The sequence below is a fragment of the Bacillus sp. PS196 genome (assembly GCF_037963555.1).
Classification (GTDB): domain Bacteria; phylum Bacillota; class Bacilli; order Bacillales; family Bacillaceae; genus Bacillus; species Bacillus subtilis.
The window spans coordinates 267,148-285,142 of the sequence record NZ_CP150159.1 but is presented as its reverse complement, the minus strand read 5'-3'; the positions used below and the strand labels follow the sequence as shown (position 1 = coordinate 285,142).

Sequence of the window (17,995 nt, the reverse complement as noted above, 5' to 3'; positions counted from 1 at the left end):
TTTCCACTCCTTAATTCGTGATTTTTGCCCGCTTCTTAATCATTTGTTTTTCGTGGGCTTTGTTGTGCGCAAAGAAACGATCCTCTTCGACCTCATCGGATTGCTTCACCCCGCCTTGGATTGTTGTGGATGATACCTTTCTCAACCCAGTTTGGTCTTTCTGGTAAACGAATGAAGCCCGCGTGGAAATGGCTGCGCCCGGCTCGGTCACAAACGGCATCACCCGATAATCGGCTTTCCACTGGTGAGGCGTCACTGTACAGCGGACATATCCGCGATAGTCGTTAAAGAACTTGATGTGCGGATTTTCTTTTAAAATTTGGTCCGTATCCGCCCGCTTATCGGCGCCGTTTCCTCCGGATGTGATCGAGGTTCCGACAAATTCGGCTCCGAATATTTTTGAACTTGTCTTCTCGAAATCGACATGCAAATTCGATGCCCAGCTTGCGTGTACATCACCTGTCAGTACGACAACATTATTCAGATTTTTGCTTTTAATGAAATTGATCACCCGTTCGCGCTGAGCCGGGTAGCCGTCCCACGAATCCATGCTGTAGATCGGGCTTGCGCTTGTCCCGAAATTCCACTTGGCAAAGAAAATCTGCTGCGCCAGCACATTCCAGTGGGCAGTCGAGCTGCCCAAATTGTTGAAGAGCCACTGCTCCTGTTCTTTTCCAAGCAGGGTCCGATTCGGATTGCGCGATTCATCAGAAGGCGGCTTATTGCCGTCGTTATTGGCTTGGTCGTCCCTGTACTGGCGGGTATCAAGCACATTGAAGGACGCCAGGTTTCCGTACGTAAAGTGCCGGTACAGCTGCATATCTGGGCCATTCGGCAAAGAGGAAATGCGGAGCGGCATATGTTCATAGTATGCCTGGTATGCTGCCGCGCGGCGGAGCACGAATGCTTCAACCGACTGTCCTTTTTCAGGTATTTTATTGGCATAGTTGTTTTCAACTTCATGGTCATCCCAAGTTACAACCCAAGGGAATGCCGCATGTGCAGCTTTAAGATTGGCGTCAGAACGGTATTGAGCGTGACGGTTCCGATAGTCTTGCAGCGTAATGATTTCCGCGCTGTTGTGCGTGCGGACATTGCCTGTTTTTGATACATATTCATTTGGGCCGTATTCATATATGTAATCACCGAGATGGAAGACAAGATCAAGCTTTTCCTTTGCCATATGCTTGTAGGCCGTATAATATCCGTGCTCATATTGCTGGCAGGAAGCAAATGCAAAGGTCATTTGCGGCACATTGGCGCCAGGGGCAGGCAGTGTTTTTGTTTTTCCGACAGGGCTTAGTTCATGGCCGGTTTTGAAACGGTAATAGTACACTTTGTTTGGCTCAAGCCCGTCCGCTTCCACATGAACGGAATGGGCAAGACTCGGTTTAGCCATTTCAGTGCCTTTTCTTACGATTTTGCGGAAATGCTCATCCTTTGCGACCTCCCATTTGACAGGCACTGCTTGCTTCGGCATTCCCCCGCCATTCAGCGGATCTGGTGCCAGACGTGTCCAAAGCACGACACTGTCAGAAAGCGGATCACCTGACGCTACCCCTAATGTAAACGGATAGCTTGAGAATTTAGGCGCAGCATTTACTTCAAAGGCCCCAACCGACTGGGCAATCGTTAATCCAAGAGAAAGTCCTGCAATCTTCCCCGCTCCTTGAATAAATTTGCGGCGGTCAAACGTATTGTTTTGAAAGCTTTCCTCTTTCAGTTTCTGTACCCATTCATCAAAACGACTGTCGTATGCCATTCAAGATCCCCTCTCTCCTCATTGATCGTCTCCATTATAGGAAATCATTGTTAAACGACTGTGAAGAAGTGTGAACTGATTGTAAGCGCTGAACATTAAAAACAGGTCTTCCCTCACAAGCCTGCTGCTGAAACATGCCGAAAGCTGGCTGAATGACGCGTTTTCTGCATATCCTGTCGTTTGCAAGCCGCCCATTCGGCCTATTTTTCTTCACATGATCTTAAAAAAACAAAAACACCGAGCCATTTCGCAGAATGACTCAGTGCTCTTTATCAGTTATTTCGAAAACAATCTGCTGAAAAAGCCCTTCTTTTTCGGCTTTTCAGCAGGAGGCTCTTGTTCTCTTACAATCCCTTTTTCCTTCGCTTCTTTCAGCCAAAATGGAAATTCAGCAAGCAGAGCATCATAAAGCTCATCATCAGAAATGCGGTCAATCTCTTCGATATGCAGGAAGTTCGTGTTATCAATGACACGCCCTTCTAACGTATCCAGTTTATTGAGAAAATCAAAGTTTCCGTTTCCGATGCCGACAAACTGCCAGAACACCGGTTTATCAGAAGAAGCTTCAATTATCGGTTTGATTGACTTTTTACAGCCCCCGTCATTGATAAAAACAATGAAAGCAGGATACGAGCTCGGTTCCTCCGTAACATATTTGCGCAGCACGTCCTTCATGACTGGCGGCTCATCATTTCTGCCGAATTTATGCAAGCGGTCATTATTTAAAATTTCACGATCGACATAGCCCGAAAAATCCTTTTCTGAAACTGGCTTTAATCGGGAAAATTCATTATCATACACCCATACATCCAGCAAACCGTTATCATCAAACTGATCAGCCACTGCCAAAATCCGCTCCACCACATTTTGAACCGTCCCGTTTTTGTAGAGCGGTCTTATCGATCCCGTAATATCAAGAACCAGTCCAACACGAGCCGTCACCTTCGTTAACTGCTTTTTCTCCAGTACGATCTTTACACTTTTCTTTTGCAGGTCAATTGTTGCCATTCTGTCATCTCCGTCAGCTCTTTTTTCTTTGATTATCTCACAGGAATATTTTGCATTGCATCTTTTCAAAGAAAAACACCGTTCAATTTGAACGGTGTCCTGTCTCTAAAATGTGTTATATACATTTTCACACGTCTCCGCCGTCGGCTGATAAAAGCAGTGTGACTTAAATCTGGCCACAAACGGCTGGTTATACCACTGGGCTGGACAGTCCCCCTGCGGCCTGAAGTACCATAAACTAAATTTTGCAGGCCAGCGCCTTTCACCATTAATCGACCGGCGTGCAAGGGCACGCTCGCTATCTCGCGCCCTTTGATAAAAATATCCATGAGTCACAGCCTCAAACGCGTGTGGCTGATAAATCATCTGCCTGATGGTGCGGAGGCCTTTAAAATCTGAGCAATTCGCCCGCAGCCGATTAATTCCAACGTTGCCGACAAGCAGCATCCCCTGCTTGCCTTCGCCTTCCGCTTCCGCTCTGAGCAGCCTTGCCATCAAATCGACATCCGCACTCGTTGCTCTCACGACCGCCATCACGTCACCTCCCCTTGATCTCTTTTCATCATATTTCATTACTTCAGAAGTGATGACGGAGGGACAGGAGAAGTTTTTAAATTTATTCATCTAAAAACAGCAAACATAATGGGCTGTTGGGCGTCAAAGCAGCGTCCGGTGCAGTACAAGCTTCACGTTTCCGCTGTCGAAGCGCCGCAGTCTCAATTCCTGGATTCACATCATTGACCCCTCCCCAGCAGATTTGCACCCGTCTCCGAAAAGAAATAAGGTTTAACTTTTTACATTTGAGGAATTATACATAACAAATCAAATGACAAAAGGAGGAATTGTAATGACACATGTGAAAGCGCTCGCTATTAAAGGTATTATGACGATTATTGTGTTGTATCTGGTGCTTGGTCTGGGCTTTGGTTTCACGTTTGGTGATACGCTGCTAATGACGATTGTGTTAGGGGTTATTTCTTATTTGCTGGGCGATCTTTATGTATTGCCGAAATGGAATAATATGATTGCAACTTTGGCTGATTTTGGGTTGGCCTTTCTCGTGATCTGGCTGATGGGCATGCCGCTTTCTATGGGGATGACTGGCGGTGAAGTTGCATTGGCGGCTTTATTCGGCGCGATCGTCATGGCAATCGGTGAATATTGCTTCCATTTCTATATGATGAGCAAAGAGATTGGCAAGAAGCATTATCTTGAAACAAGAACAGACTCATAATGGAAAGGCCGGTGCTGACAGCATCGGCCTTTTATACATATTGGGCGCCTTTGTTTACGCATCCTGCTTGTCCGCATTCCTGATCGCCATGTAGGAAAAGAACAAACCGAATGCCGCTAACGATAACGGGATATACACAACAGATGAAATCGAGAAGCCCGGACTTGTTGAGCTGATGAGCATCACAATTACTACAGATGAAATGATGGTCGCCGGAACCGAGTGTCTACGCATCCCAAAAAAGATGGGAACTAAACTGGTTCCAGCGGCGCCAAAAGCGAAAACCGCCATTTTGACCGCCTGTTGAGAAATGATCTCGGAAGTAAGCTCTCCCGGTATGAAATGGTAGATCGAGTTCAGCCAAAAGAAACCGGCGGCTATGAGTATATTTGAAAGTAAAATCGTGATAAACGTCAGTCCGCCCGCGATCATGAGCTTAGCGGTGAGCAGCTTTTTACGGCTGACCGGGTACGTGAACATCACAAGAATGGTTTTGTTTTTATATTCCGAAATCACCAATTTTACGATCAGCACAGCGCCAAATACGATAAATACCGCTCTGACGAAGGTGCCGATGATGAGGAATGCTTCATCCGTACTTTGGAACGAAACCCCGCCATCGGCTTTTTCGGAATAACTGATCAGCCACATAAAACCCATAATGATCACGTTGGCAATAAGGGCACCTCTGATATACCAGCCCATTTTCATTTTTCTTAATTCGATTCTGATCAGATTCATCAACGTGTCTCTCCTCCTTTACGCACTGATGCTATTGCCGTTGATCAATTTGATAAAATAATCCTCCAGCGACGTATACTTTTTGTTCATTGATTCAATGTCTACATCATTTAAAATCAATGCTTTGGATATGGCAGCCTGAGAGGCTTCAGCCTCGTAAATTCGAATCGTTTTCTCATTTAATATTTTAAAGTTGGTTAATTGCAGCTCTTTCTCCAGCACAAAGCAGGCCCTTGTCTGATTCGATGTAACAAGCTCGATGTATTCAGTGTTCTGGCCCCTGACATCCTCCATTGATACCTCTTCAAGCAGCCTGCCGTCCCGAATGACGCCGATCGTGTCCGCAATTTGTTCGATTTCACCCAGCAGGTGGCTTGAGATCAGCAGCGTCATACCGTACTCTTTGCTCAGCACTTGAAACAATTGCCTGATCTTTTTAATGCCGAGAGGGTCAAGACCATTCACCGGCTCATCCAGAATAAGCAGGTCCGGCTTCGTGAGGATGGCACGCGCAATTCCAAGGCGCTGCTTCATCCCGAGGGAAAAGGTTTTGACGGGTTTTTTGTCGATTTGTTTTAAATTCACCATATCCAGCACTTCTTGTATGGCTTTTTTATTGTGATATCCCATATATTCACAATGCAGATCTAAATTTTCTTCAGCTGTCAGGTTTTCATAAAAAATCGGATATTCAATCATGCTGCCGATGTTCCCCAGAACCTCATATGACGTGTGGGTGAACTTGTTCCCAAGAATGATGATTTCACCGCTTGTCGGTTTGACAAGGCTCGTCAGCATTTTCATAATGGTTGTTTTCCCCGCGCCGTTCGGGCCGAGAAAGCCATAGATTTCACCTTTTTTAATATGCATGCTGACATTGGATACGACCTCTTTGCCCTGATATGTTTTGGTCAGCCCGTTTGTTTGTACGATATAAGTCAACTTTGTTTCTCCTTCCCTCTCTTTTCCTGTTTTCTATTGTAGCGGCGAGCCCTGTCATTTTTATTTCTCAAACCTTAAGAAATTCTTACGATTAATATGTCATGCGTTTCAAGGTGATCGTAAATGCAGTCCGTTCGTACGGCTTGCTTTGGACGGATATGGTGCCTCCCATTTTTTCTGTAAGCCGTTTTGTGATGGTTAAACCCAAGCCGCTTCCTTGAAATGCTTTATTTCTGGATTCTTCAAGTGTGTACAGCCTCTCAAACACCCGCTGCTGATCGGTTTCACTAATCCCTTTTCCGCGATCCCATACGGTGATGGCGATGTTCCTCTCATCATAAGACAGCGTCAGCCCGATTAACTTGCCGGCCGCGCCATATTGAATCGCATTGGACAATAGGTTTTGCAGGATTCTGTCCAGAGCCTCTTCATTCGCCTGCGCATACACCGGCGTATCCGGGATATCGATGGCTGCTTGAAAGCCTTTTGACTGAACAGCGTCATAATAGTGCAGGATATTTCGTTTGCATATGTCGTTCATATGTACTTTGGTGATCGGGATCTCTTTATCTTCAGATTCTAATTTCGCTAAATCAAAAAAGGAGTTGATCATCTGAATGAGTTCATTTGTTTTCTGGCGGAGCTTCCCCAACAATCTTTCCCGCTCTTCTTCCGGCATGTTCGGGTCACTTTGAATGGCTTCGATATAACCGAGAATGACCGTTAACGGCGTTTTCAGGTCGTGCGACATATTGGTCAGCATCCGCTTCATGGATTGCTCTGTTTTGGCAAATTGGGCGCTGATCTGCTGACGATTCTCAACGATAAGATTGATATTAACAAGCAAGCTTTTGAGCGCATGATCGTCTGTAGGAATCAAAATTTGTCCTGCCGAATCCCGGCTGAGCATGTAGCTAAGCTGGTCAGCCGTGTAAGCCAGATTCCCGTCCCGCTTCTTTTTCATTATGAATTGAATCACATTCAGACACGCCAGAGCGATGACAGCGGCCACCCATAGCACTGTCATTCTAAAACTCTCCTAATTTATAACCGATGCCCCATAACGTTTTAATATATTGAGGGGAGGAGGGGTCATCCTCAATCTTTTCTCTGAGCCGCCGCATATGTACGTTAATGATGTTCTGATCATCAAAGTACTCTTCATTCCAAACGGAACGGTAGATTTGTTCTTTCGTAAACACTTTTTTAGGATTTGATGCAAATAAGCACAGCAGCTGCCATTCTGTTGACGTCAGCTGGAGCGGCTCTCCGTTTTTCAAAACGGAAACATTGTCTATATCTATCGCAAGCTGGTGAATCCGGATCACCTTATTCACAGCCGGCTCCTCTGCCGAATATTGCGTCGCCCGCCGTATCGCGGCTTTTACTCTGGCTGTCAGCTCAATCATCGAAAACGGTTTGGCGATATAATCATCCGCCCCAAAGCCCAGTCCCAATGCCTTGTCCACATCTCCATCTTTTGCCGAAATCATTAAGACCGGAACGTTGCTTTTTTCCCGGATGATTTTCAGAAAATCCATGCCGTTCAGCTTCGGGAGCATGATATCAAGGAGGACCAAATCGTATGAACCCTGCTGAAACAGCCGGATGCCCTCTTCTCCGTCGAAAGCATGCACAATTCCAAAGCCTTCTTTTGTTAAATAATGATCCACCATTTCACTGATTGAGTGGTCGTCTTCTACAAGCAATATGCGCTGCATCTTCTCACCTAACCTTTACAAAATCAAAAAACACACACGTAATTACACTTATTGTAATTGAAAAACGTGTGTGTTTTATATAAATTATTCTTATTTTCCTGTTTTCAGCTTCCTGTATTCCATCACCGTAATGACAAAAAATACGGCACCGCATCCAATGACTTGAATGAGCCCGAGCCGTTCACCGAGAAATAAAGCTCCATAGAAAATCGTCATGATAGGCCCTGCCATTGAAATGGCGGCGGCTCGCTGTGCCCCGATTCGTTTTATGCCCTCAAGCATTAGCACAAATGGAATCACTGTGGTAACGACTGCAATTACCGCGAACAAACCATACATAGAAAGCGGATATGCTGCCATTGGCGTATTCATGCCAGCCGCCGATTTTATCCCTGTGTAAAGCATCATGGCAGCTCCAGCAGCTGTCATCCCGTATGCATTGAGACGGATCCCCCCGATTTGATGGACGAGATGCCCCGAAAGGACAAGATAACCAGCATAGACTGCCGAAGATAACAAAATGAATACAGCTCCAATCATATTCGCCTGGAAAAGCTCAGCATTCCAGCCGCCCAGCGCCAAGAAAAGCCCAAACATGACCGCCAGAACTGCGAAAAGGTCCTGAATTGAAGACATTTTCCGGTCACGACACGCGGTGAATCCAAACACAAACAACGGATAGCTCATCAGCAATATACGTTCAACCATTGCGGATACATGGTTCAGCCCGATAAAATCAAGCAAGGGAGACAGAAAAAAACAAAACACTCCCGCGCCACAAGCCTTCCATAGGTCTCCTTTTTTCTTACCGTCTGGCATTGGAGGACGGTATATTAAAAAAATCAGCCAAAACAGCGGAACAGCCAGCAGCTGCCTGTATAGCAGCACGGCATCTGGCTCAGCACCCATTTGGTATGCCCATTTTATCCAAATCGATTTAGACGCAAAACAAACTGTTCCGATCAGCAAAAAAATCGTACCTGCTGCGGCCTCACGAATCTTACTCTGCTCTTCTGCTCTCATCTCAGCTCAGCTTTTCTCCTTTACTTATTCAAATGCTTTTGGATAAAATCCAGAAGCGTATATCCTTGAGCAGTCAGAATAACACCTTTTCCGCTGCAGGCCGGGCAAGGTGTTCCTTCGATTTCTCCCGCTCTTTCACATTTAGGACATGCGACCTCAAGATCATCAGTTGCAATGACCATTTGATATCCTCCTTTCTAACTCATCTGCTATGCCACCACCAGCCATCGTCCATTGGCCGTCACCTCCTTTAAGAAACACAAAAAACCCCCGTCCTATGCAAAGGACGAGGGTCTCGCGGTACCACCTTTATTAACAGCTATACAGCCGTTCACTCTAAGTACAGAAAACCTATGTTTCGATACTCCTCTCTTGGTAACGGGGAGAGAAACCCGGCATCGCCTACTATCCGTTCAGCAAAGCAATTCAGAAGCCCATTCGGCATCAGGGAAGGATCGGTTCACACCTGCCACCGACTCTCTGAACCTCCATTCTGATGCGTACTTGCTCTTCCTCACGATTGTTAATCCGTTCTATTATTTGTAAAGTTTATAATACTTGGTTCTTGAAATGAAGTCAATTCTTAATCCGACGTTACACCAAGTGCTTCCAGCGCCATATTGATGTGTTCCTCCTGCTGTGTTTGCAGAGCTAGCTTGGCGATTTCCACCGGATACGCCGCCTGCATCTCTGAAATGTGTTCCTGCATTTTTGCCCATATTCGGCCGCCTGCTTGATCATAGTATTCAAGCAAACGGGCAGTTTCTTTTTCTCCGAAAATGGTTTGATAAAGAACAAAATCCTTGGCTGGGTCAGCAACCTTCGCTTCTGTCCAATCCAGAAGTCCTGTGACACGTCCATTTTGATCGATAAGGATATGCGGCGGGTGGAGATCGCCGTGTATCAAAGAAGAGAAACCCGGCCAGTATGCATCATCATCTACCCACTTTTGCCATCTTTCCCAAAGCGTCGTAGATACGCCAAGCTTATTCTTCACATCAACCATAGAGTCTGCTGTCATTTGCCTGAAATCTTCTGGCCTTATCACTTCTATTCCGGATTGCCCAGCAGATATTTGATCCGTGCCATGTAATTCAGCCAGTATGCCAGCAAGTGTACGGACAAAATCGTCTGATGGCGGCTGATGATTCATATTCCAAACATATTGCTTTTGTTCCAAATCAATTCCAGCAGCCGGCGTTCCTTTTAACATTGGGTAAGCGATCAATTCCGGTGTATGAATTCTCCAATCCGGCACATCAGCAGTCAGATTCGCGCGGAGAAAGGCAAGCGTTATGCCTTCTGCAGATGCTCTTTCCACAACATCACTTCGCCGCGGTTTTCGCAGCACCCATGGCATACCTGTGTCGTCCTTGGCAAATACAACTTGAAAGTCCATTCCGGTTTCATTCAATTGCGCGTTCTCAGAATGAACCGTCAAACCTTGGCTGCGTGCAAGCCCGACAATCTCAGTGATAAGCTGTATTTCGTTAAGGTTTGTCATCCCATTTCCCCTTTCTCATGCTCAGGCCTGCAGTAGAGAGAAGGGATGCTTGAAGGCACAAAAAAGGGCAGGCACGCCACCCTCTTTTTTGATAACCATATAAGGGCTTATACATAGGCGGATTCATCCCGATTCTCCCGCATTCAGGCGAGAGTTGTTCACTATTGAATTCGTGTCACTCGGAATCTAATGAATGCCATGCTGGAACCCCTCCGTTCTTTGTTTGTCGATTATCATTTTACAGCATATTCCATCTTTCCGCTATAAAAACATGAATCAAGTCACTGGAGCAGGATTAAACAAGCACAAATCATTATGAAGACCCCAACGGTCTGCCCACGTTTGTTTGCGGCCGCTTGCCACATCCAAAATCGTCCTGAAGATTTCCCAGCCTACGTCTTCGATACTGGCCTCTCCTGTCGCGATTCGGCCGGCATTGATATCGATTAAATCAGCCCAATGCTCTGATAAGGAATGCCGCGTCGATACTTTCAGAACCGGCGCAGCAGCCAGGCCATATGGTGTTCCTCTCCCTGTCGTAAACACCTGCAAATTCATGCCCGCAGCCAGCTGCAGGGTGCCGCACACAAAATCGCTTGCCGGTGTCGCCGCGAACAGCAGGCCTTTTTGCTCTGCTCTTTCACCAGGACCGAGCACGCCGGAGATGGGGCTTGTGCCTGATTTCGCTACCGAGCCTAACGCTTTTTCCACCACATTGGATAATCCGCCTTTTTTATTGCCTGGTGACGGGTTTGCGCTTCGGTCTGCGTCTCCCCGCCGAAGATAGCTGTCATACCACTTCATCTCTTTGATCAGCGATTGTCCGACCTCTTCACTGACAGCCCGCGGCGTTAATAAATGAATGGCATCCCGCACCTCTGTCACTTCAGAAAACAAAACCGTTGCACCTGCGCGAACCAATAAATCAGCCGCATACCCCACGGCAGGGTTCGCCGTCACGCCGGAAAACGCATCACTGCCGCCGCATTGCAGGCCGATAACCAGATCCGAAACAGGGCATGACACCCGGGTTCTGCTGTTCAGCCTGATTAACCGTTCCTCCGCCATTTCCAAAATGGATTGGATCATCGCCGCAAAACCTCGGTGATCCTGGAGCGATAGAATGTCATCATCATTTTCGGAGGCAATTCTTTCCGGGAGGAGCTTTTCACATCCTAATCCGATGACCATTACTTCACCGCCGAAGTTCGGATGCTTCGCAAGATTTTGAATCGTGCGGATCGGAATGACAGCGTCGGGCGCATTGATCGCCACGCCGCATCCGTATTGATGATGCAGCGGCACAACGTCATCGACATTTGGGTATTTCGGCAGCAGCTCTTCTTTTATTCGTTTGACTGCATAATCCAAAACGCCAACAACACATTGAACACTTGTCGTGATGCCGAGAATATTTTTTGTCCCCGCACTGCCATCCGCATTTCGGTATCCTTCAAATGTATATCCTTCAAGTGGGGGCCGCGGCTGCGGCACCCTGTTTGCGAGAGGAAGATCGTCTAACGCCGGAGGAGCGGGCATTCTCACGAGGGCTTCCCGTATCCAGCTCCCGCGTTTGATCGTCTCATCAGCAAATCCGATCACCTCTCCGTAACGCACGATCTCATCCCCTTGATTGAGATCGGTGAGGGCCACCTTATGGCCTTGAGGAACATCCTCTTCAAGTACGAGCCCGCATGAGAAAACAGTGCCCTTTGGCAGTCCTCCATCATTTACAATAATCGCGGTGTTATCTATTTCATGCACTTTGATGTAAAGGGGGGCTTGGTTCTTCCTGAGGTTCATCGCCATATGAAAATCACTCCTCATATTTTAGTAAGCGTTTTCTAAATTGGTTTAAAAAAACCGCAGCTCTTACGTTTCAACTGCGGTTGCTCACCATTATTTTTCATCCATTCCTTTTAGAATTTTGTCACGGACAAATTTCAGATGCTCATACATGTGGTAATGTGCTTTGTACGGATCTCTTTTGGCAAGGGCGTCGTAGATTTTTTTGTGATATTCGACCGTTACATCTCTCTCCCTGTACGGAATTTGGCTGTCAATTTTCGCATGGGTGATCAGCAGGGACTGAATCATCCCTTCAACGACGGGGTTATTGGCGCTTAACGCAATAATTCGATGGAACTCTTTATCCGCTTCACCATAATGATTGTCAGTGCTGTTGGCAATATCGTCGATCGTCTTCTGCAAACGCTGAAGCTCTTCCTCATTGATTTTTTCCGCGGCAATTGTCACGAGCCCGAGTTCTAGCGCCATCCGCGCTTCAATGATAGCCGGAAGATTATCAGTGGCCAAAGCAAGCATGACTGAAAATGGCTGCATGCCAATTTTATCGTTGAAATATGTGCCCCCTCGTGTTTTTCTCGTAATGACGCCCAGCGTTTCAAGTGAACTGAGCGCCTCCCTAAGCACCGGCCTGCTGACATGCAAAATGTCCATCAGTTCCATTTCTGTCGGCAATTTGTCTCCGGCCCTCAACTGTCCGCTCGATAATAAATGGACAATCCGTTCGATGACCTGCTTGGCTAATGTTTTCCGATTGACTGTATCGACTTTCAAATCCTCTAAACCTTCGTACACGAACAACTCTCCCTTCAGTTGTTCAATTGTAAGACAAAATAGCGGATATGACAATATTTACAATCAAACTTATCGCACAAGACACGGGCGCTTCCGGTCAAATTCCCAGTTGCTAATCAGGAACTGCATTGGGATCGCGTCATTCCGTGCGCCTAAATTCATTTTCCGATAGATCTCATGCGCTTTTTCCACTTGTTCCATATCAATATCGACGCCTAGTCCAGGCTTATCCGGCACCTTGACACAGCCAGAAGAAATCTCAAAAGGCTGTTTCGTTAATCGCTGCCCGTCCTGCCAGATCCAATGGGTATCAATCGCCGTGATCCGCCCCGAAGCCGCTGCTGCCACATGGGTAAACATCGCAAGGGAAATATCAAAGTGGTTGTTGGAATGCGAGCCCCATGTCAAACCCCAATCATGGCACATTTGCGCAACCCGCACCGACCCTTGCATCGTCCAAAAATGCGGATCAGCCAGCGGTATATCGACCGCATGGAGCTGAATCGCGTGACCCATTTCCCGCCAGTCAGTCGCAATCATATTTGTCGCAGTCGGAAGCCCTGTCGCGCGGCGGAATTCAGCCATTACTTCACGAGCGGAGTAGCCATTCTCATCCCCGCACGGATCTTCCGCATATGCGAGCACATCTTGCTTTCCTTTGCATAATGCAATAGCTTCCTCTAATGACCATGCCCCGTTCGGATCAAGAGTGATCCTTGGCTCTGGAAAACGTTTCGATAATGCGGTAACAGCTTCGATTTCCTCTTCTCCCCGCAGCACCCCTCCTTTCAGCTTGAAATCCTGAAAGCCATAGCGCTCCTGTGCGGATTCGGCAAGACGCACAATGGCCTCCGGCGTCAGCGCTTCCTCATGGCGCAGACGGAACCACGCACAATCTGACTGCTCATCGCTTTGATACGGCAAGGTCGTCCGCTTTCGGTCGCCGATGTAAAAGAGGTAACCGAGCATTTTTACTTCATCACGCTGCTTCCCTTCGCCCAGTAAAGCCGCGACCGGTTCCTGAAGAAACTTTCCAAGCAAATCTAACAAAGCCGCTTCCAGTGCGGTGACGGCGTGCACAGTGGTGCGCAAATCAAACGTCTGGTTTCCTCGCCCTCCCCTGTCCTGATCGCCAAACTGCTTTCTGACCGTTTGCAATATCGCTTGGTACGCACCGATAGATTTTCCGACAACAATCGGCTCTGAAAGCTCCAGTGTGCGGCGAATATGCTCTCCGCCAGGCACCTCGCCGACTCCCTGATTTCCGCTGCTGTCCGTTAAGATTACGATATTCCGGGTAAAAAACGGGCTGTGTGCTCCGCTTAGATTCAGCAGCATGCTGTCATGTCCCGCAACAGGAATCACCTTCATTTCAGTAATTGAGGGAATATTCGATCTTTTCTCTTTTTGAACCTGCTCTTGTATCGGTGAACTCATGCATTTTCCTCCCTTTATAAAGCGCTTTCATAAATATTAGACAGGCAACGATTGATCGGGGTCTTGTTCTTGTTTCTTTAACACGACCCGTTTGATCGGCCCGACCAGCAGCAAATAGCTGAGGATCGCCGCAATCGCGTTAGCGCCGACAAACACAAGCGCGCCATTAAAAGATCCAGTGGCATTAACAATGTATCCGATAATAATCGGTGTTGTAATCGAGGCAATATTGCCGAAAGTGTTGAACAAACCGCCGCTTAATCCTGCACATTCTTTCGGAGACGTGTCCGACACGACAGCCCAACCCAATGCGCCGAAGCCTTTTCCGAAAAACGCGAGCGACATAATAACAACGACAAGCCACGCTGAATCTGTATAGTTGCAGACAATCATACTGCAAGACAGCAGCATGCCGGCAATGATTGGCACTTTTCTTGCAAAGGTCAGTGAACGGCCTTTTTTGAGTAAGATGTCTGACACAATGCCCCCAAGGACGCCGCCGGCAAATCCGCACAGCGCCGGCAGGGAAGCGACAAACCCAGCTTCAAGAATAGACATGCCGCGGGCCTGAACCAAATATACCGGAAACCATGTGAGAAAGAAATAGGTGAGAGTCGTAATACAGTATTGCGCGATGTACACGCCAATCAGCATGCGGTTCGTTAACAGCTGTTTGATATACGGCCATTTCGATTCTGTTTCTTGTTTGCTTTTACTGTCATCCATGGAAATCAGCCCGCCGCCCTGTTCGATGTACGCAAGCTCAGCTTCATTAACCTTTGGGTGTTTTTTCGGTTCATACACCGTTTTTAGCCAGATGACAGCCAGAAGAATGCCCGCAATACCCATAACAACGAAGACGGAATGCCAGCCGAAAGAGTGGGTAAGCCAGCCCATTAAAGGAGAAAAAATGACGATTGCGAAGTATTGTGCTGAATTAAAAAAGGCTGAAGCTGTCCCGCGCTCGGAGCTTGGAAACCATGAGGCAACAACTCTGCCGTTTCCGGGAAATGAAGGCGCTTCTGATAAACCAACCAGAAAACGCAGTGCAAACAGCAGGATAATCGCTGTGCCGGCGGAGAAAAAGCCAATCGCCCCTTGCAGCAGCGTAAAAAACGACCAGAAAAAGATGCTTAACGCAATGATAGTCTTTGAACCAAAACGGTCCAGCAGCCAGCCGCCCGGAAGCTGTCCGATGACATAGGCCCAGCCAAAGGCAGAAAAGACATATCCCATGGCGACCGAGTCCAATCCCAAATCATGCTGGACGGAATCTCCGGTGATGGAAAGCGTCGCTCGATCCGCGTAGTTAATAGAGGTCACAAGAAACAGCATAAACACGATAAACCAGCGCACGGACGTTTTTTTGCCCGCCGGAGTAACACTCGCAAAGTCTTTTTTCATAGTATCTTCTCCTTTTCAAAGTAGAGAATCATATGCTGGCTGTGATAAAGCCGGGAAAGAGACGCACGCCTCTTTCCAGCACCATTACGGCTTCATAAAAACAGTTTTGATCGCTGTGAAAAAGTCCTTCGCTGCCTCACCCTGTTCTCGGGAGTGGGAGCTCGACTGCTTCATGCCGCCAAAAGGCGCCTGCAGCTCAACACCTGCGCTTTCTGCATTGATCCGAACCAGCCCGGCATCGATTTCATCAATGAAAGAAAGCATTCGGCCGATGTTTTCCGTGAAGATGGATGCACTTAAACCGAACTTCACATCATTGGCGATGTTCAGCGCCTCCTCCATCGAGTCCACCTTGATCAAGGCGATCACCGGACCGAAAATTTCCTCCTGGGCAATTGTCATCTCAGATGTCACATTGTCAAAGATGGCAGGCTGAACATAATAGCCGTTTTGATACTTTCCGTTCTCCAGCTTTTCTCCTCCTATTAAAAGGGAAGCCCCCTCCTGTTTGCCTTTCTCAATGTATGACAGGCAGTTATCAAGCTGATTCTTGCTGGCAATCGGTCCCATCCAGACATCCTCTTTTAAGCTGTCGCCGATTGTAATATCTTTTGTGCGCTGGAGCAGTTTTTCTTTAAAGCGCTCGTAAATTCCGCTTTGTACGATGACACGGCTTGTCGCGGTGCATTTCTGTCCGGTTGAACGGAAGGCCCCCGTTATGACAGCTTCGGCCGCAGCTTCAAGGTCAGCGTCATCAGCTACGATGACAGGGTTTTTGCCGCCCATCTCAAGCTGATATTTGGCTCCCCTCGCTAAAGCGGCTTGCCCGATGATTTTTCCGACTTGATTCGAACCGGTAAACGTAACGGCGTTTACACCGTCATGCTCAGCAAGCCCCTGCCCGACAACAGACCCCGGGCCTGTCACCAAATTGATGACCCCTGCCGGGAGCCCCGCTTCCTCAAAGCAGGCAATGATCTTCGCGCATGTCACAGCTGTTTCTGTCGCCGGTTTGATGACAACGGTATTGCCGTATACCAATGCCGGCGCCATTTTCCAAATCGGGATCGCCACCGGGAAGTTCCACGGAGAAATCACGCCGACCACACCGAGCGGAACACGGGTGGTAAACATGAGCGCGTCTTTGTCAGTAGACGGAATGACGTCACCCGTTTTTCGCATGCCCTCTCCGGCGTAATAGCGCAGAATGGCAATCCCCCGGGCTGTTTCTCCCTTCGCTTCCGGCAGTGTTTTACCCATTTCACGCGTTGCACAGGCGGCGATTTCCTCCAAGCGCTGCTCCATGATATCCGCTGTTTTGTATAAGTATTGGCCGCGCTCGGCACCCGTCAGCTTTCTCCAAGCCGTTTTGGCTTCATTGGCGGCGGCGACGGCACGTTCCACATCTTCAGCTGTTGAATTCTGTACATATCCGACAATATCATTCACATCGGCAGGGTTTTCGACCTTGACCATATCGCCTGATTGAGACTTAACCCACTCTCCGTTAATAAAGTTGAGGTACGTGTTTTGTTCTGTGATCACAGACATGCCCATTGCCCCTTTCGTGTTTTTTCTGGTCAAACCGTCGCGGCTTTTTTCGGATAACGGTCAGCCGCCTGCTTCAAAATTGCTTCCAATTGCTGATAATGATCTTTTTCAACCGGGCCGACAGGCGGTCTGGCTGTATTCCTTACATTCAAACCCATGATTTCCATACCGGCTTTAATTAAGGATACGGCGTAGCCTTTTCGTTGTTTGCGAATGTCGTTGATCGGAAGAATCACATGCCGATAGAGTTCCTTCACAAGCTCGTCATTTCCGTTTTTCAATGCATCATAGAACATTCGCGAAATATGCGGGATATAATTTGAAATCGCTGAAGAGTAAGAGTAGAACCCGATCGGCAGATATGCCGGCATCGTCACTTCAGCCATCGGCATTCCGTTGAGCCATCCCAAGCGGTCGCCGATCGTATAGACGAGGTTGATATTCAAATCCATATTTCCTACCCCGTCTTTGACACCGACAAGCTGTTCACATTCGGTCAGACGTTTGATCTGTTCAACAGAGAGAACTGCGTTATCGCGCTGATAAAGAATTGCGTTCAAGTCAGTGCTTTCAATAATCGTTTTCGCATACTGGTACAGCCCCTCCTGTTCGCCATGCACCAAATACGGAGGCAGAATCAAGTAGCCGTCGGCGCCTTTTTTCTCCGACAGCTGCGCCCAATCAAGCGCTGTGCTGAGGTTGCCGCCCACCCCCGTGTAGACCGGCACCTTTCCTCCGGCTGCCGAGACTGCGACTTCCACCATTTGCTCATATTCCTTCTGGCTGAGAGATTGGAATTCACCAGACCCGCAAGCGATAAATATCGCTTCCAAGCCCTCATTCAGCAAAAACTCAATGTTTTGAAAAAGAGCTTCTTCCTCCAGTTTTCCTTGTGTGTTAAAAGGAGCAACCGGAAAACCTAAAATTCCAGCGGGTGCTTTTCTGATACGGCTCATCAACATAACCTCCTGTTATTTGTGTATACAGCCTCTGTCTGTAAGCGCTTTTATTAATTTTCCTTTCACATCCGCTCCTTCCCCATATATCCTTTTGTTTAATTGTAAGAC

Annotated in this window: 19 protein-coding genes and 1 other annotated feature; of the genes, 2 read left to right on the top strand and 17 right to left on the bottom strand. The window is 47.6% G+C overall.

Annotation, left to right across the window (positions count from 1 at the left end; translation table 11 throughout):
• Nucleotides 1-10: 10 nt before the first annotated feature.
• The 4 genes from phoD to cwlJ all read right to left on the bottom strand — a co-directional run bounded on the left by phoD (nucleotide 11) and on the right by cwlJ (nucleotide 3,304).
• Nucleotides 11-1,762 (bottom strand): alkaline phosphatase PhoD, encoded by a 1,752-nt coding sequence (phoD, locus tag NST79_RS01605; RefSeq protein ID WP_014475691.1) that lies wholly within the window; start codon nucleotides 1,760-1,762, stop codon nucleotides 11-13.
• 18 nt (nucleotides 1,763-1,780) lie between these two features.
• Nucleotides 1,781-1,957 carry a hypothetical protein gene (locus NST79_RS01600; RefSeq protein ID WP_003246278.1) on the bottom strand — a complete coding sequence of 59 codons (177 nt, stop codon included), beginning with the start codon at nucleotides 1,955-1,957 and terminating at the stop codon, nucleotides 1,781-1,783.
• An 81-nt stretch (nucleotides 1,958-2,038) separates the two neighbouring features.
• Nucleotides 2,039-2,770 (bottom strand): VWA domain-containing protein, encoded by a 732-nt coding sequence (locus NST79_RS01595; RefSeq protein ID WP_044052703.1) that lies wholly within the window; start codon nucleotides 2,768-2,770, stop codon nucleotides 2,039-2,041.
• Nucleotides 2,771-2,875: 105 nt separating this feature from the next.
• Complete coding sequence (gene cwlJ, locus NST79_RS01590; protein WP_003246500.1) at nucleotides 2,876-3,304, bottom strand: cell wall hydrolase CwlJ; 429 nt, start codon at nucleotides 3,302-3,304, stop codon at nucleotides 2,876-2,878.
• 313 nt (nucleotides 3,305-3,617) lie between these two features.
• Here cwlJ and NST79_RS01585 point away from each other — a divergent pair, with 313 nt between their 5' ends.
• Together NST79_RS01585 and NST79_RS01580 are read left to right on the top strand one after the other, a co-directional pair.
• Nucleotides 3,618-4,004 carry a YndM family protein gene (locus NST79_RS01585; RefSeq protein WP_003246313.1) on the top strand — a complete coding sequence of 129 codons (387 nt, stop codon included), beginning with the start codon at nucleotides 3,618-3,620 and terminating at the stop codon, nucleotides 4,002-4,004.
• Nucleotides 3,964-4,098 (top strand): hypothetical protein, encoded by a 135-nt coding sequence (locus tag NST79_RS01580; RefSeq protein WP_119122840.1) that lies wholly within the window; start codon nucleotides 3,964-3,966, stop codon nucleotides 4,096-4,098. Before NST79_RS01585 ends, NST79_RS01580 begins: the two co-directional genes overlap by 41 nt.
• Here the strand turns inward: NST79_RS01580 and NST79_RS01575 are convergent.
• From NST79_RS01575 to kdgD, 13 genes are all read right to left on the bottom strand, one after another.
• Nucleotides 4,059-4,745: an ABC transporter permease gene (locus NST79_RS01575; protein WP_080019558.1), complete on the bottom strand. Its 687-nt coding sequence runs from the start codon at nucleotides 4,743-4,745 to the stop codon at nucleotides 4,059-4,061. The genes NST79_RS01580 and NST79_RS01575 overlap by 40 nt on opposite strands.
• Nucleotides 4,746-4,763: 18 nt before the next feature.
• Nucleotides 4,764-5,687: an ABC transporter ATP-binding protein gene (locus NST79_RS01570; RefSeq protein WP_116316159.1), complete on the bottom strand. Its 924-nt coding sequence runs from the start codon at nucleotides 5,685-5,687 to the stop codon at nucleotides 4,764-4,766.
• 91 nt (nucleotides 5,688-5,778) lie between these two features.
• Complete coding sequence (ycbM, locus tag NST79_RS01565; protein WP_116316160.1) at nucleotides 5,779-6,714, bottom strand: two-component system sensor histidine kinase YcbM; 936 nt, start codon at nucleotides 6,712-6,714, stop codon at nucleotides 5,779-5,781.
• A gap of 1 nt (nucleotide 6,715) precedes the next feature.
• Complete coding sequence (gene ycbL, locus NST79_RS01560) at nucleotides 6,716-7,396, bottom strand: two-component system response regulator YcbL (protein ID WP_076458515.1); 681 nt, start codon at nucleotides 7,394-7,396, stop codon at nucleotides 6,716-6,718.
• Between the two features lie 102 nt (nucleotides 7,397-7,498).
• Nucleotides 7,499-8,431, bottom strand: a complete 933-nt coding sequence (locus NST79_RS01555; RefSeq protein ID WP_212060591.1) for a DMT family transporter — start codon at nucleotides 8,429-8,431, stop codon at nucleotides 7,499-7,501.
• Between the two features lie 20 nt (nucleotides 8,432-8,451).
• Nucleotides 8,452-8,613, bottom strand: coding sequence for an anti-TRAP regulator (gene rtpA, locus NST79_RS01550; protein ID WP_003234807.1), 162 nt, complete (start codon nucleotides 8,611-8,613; stop codon nucleotides 8,452-8,454).
• A 97-nt stretch (nucleotides 8,614-8,710) separates the two neighbouring features.
• Nucleotides 8,711-8,958, bottom strand: a binding site (T-box leader).
• 56 nt (nucleotides 8,959-9,014) lie between these two features.
• Nucleotides 9,015-9,935 carry a macrolide 2'-phosphotransferase gene (gene mphK, locus NST79_RS01545; RefSeq protein ID WP_212060590.1) on the bottom strand — a complete coding sequence of 307 codons (921 nt, stop codon included), beginning with the start codon at nucleotides 9,933-9,935 and terminating at the stop codon, nucleotides 9,015-9,017.
• 276 nt (nucleotides 9,936-10,211) lie between these two features.
• Nucleotides 10,212-11,744: a galactarate dehydratase gene (garD, locus tag NST79_RS01540; protein ID WP_014478709.1), complete on the bottom strand. Its 1,533-nt coding sequence runs from the start codon at nucleotides 11,742-11,744 to the stop codon at nucleotides 10,212-10,214.
• A gap of 90 nt (nucleotides 11,745-11,834) precedes the next feature.
• Nucleotides 11,835-12,536 (bottom strand): FadR/GntR family transcriptional regulator, encoded by a 702-nt coding sequence (locus tag NST79_RS01535; RefSeq protein ID WP_003246338.1) that lies wholly within the window; start codon nucleotides 12,534-12,536, stop codon nucleotides 11,835-11,837.
• A 69-nt stretch (nucleotides 12,537-12,605) separates the two neighbouring features.
• Nucleotides 12,606-13,973: a glucarate dehydratase gene (gene gudD, locus NST79_RS01530; protein ID WP_212060589.1), complete on the bottom strand. Its 1,368-nt coding sequence runs from the start codon at nucleotides 13,971-13,973 to the stop codon at nucleotides 12,606-12,608.
• A gap of 36 nt (nucleotides 13,974-14,009) precedes the next feature.
• Nucleotides 14,010-15,377 (bottom strand): glucarate transporter GudP, encoded by a 1,368-nt coding sequence (gene gudP / locus NST79_RS01525; RefSeq protein ID WP_003234818.1) that lies wholly within the window; start codon nucleotides 15,375-15,377, stop codon nucleotides 14,010-14,012.
• A gap of 84 nt (nucleotides 15,378-15,461) precedes the next feature.
• Nucleotides 15,462-16,928 carry an alpha-ketoglutaric semialdehyde dehydrogenase GucD gene (gene gucD / locus NST79_RS01520; RefSeq protein WP_212060588.1) on the bottom strand — a complete coding sequence of 489 codons (1,467 nt, stop codon included), beginning with the start codon at nucleotides 16,926-16,928 and terminating at the stop codon, nucleotides 15,462-15,464.
• Nucleotides 16,929-16,957: 29 nt separating this feature from the next.
• Nucleotides 16,958-17,884, bottom strand: a complete 927-nt coding sequence (gene kdgD / locus NST79_RS01515; protein WP_212060587.1) for a 5-dehydro-4-deoxyglucarate dehydratase — start codon at nucleotides 17,882-17,884, stop codon at nucleotides 16,958-16,960.
• Nucleotides 17,885-17,995 lie beyond the last annotated feature (111 nt).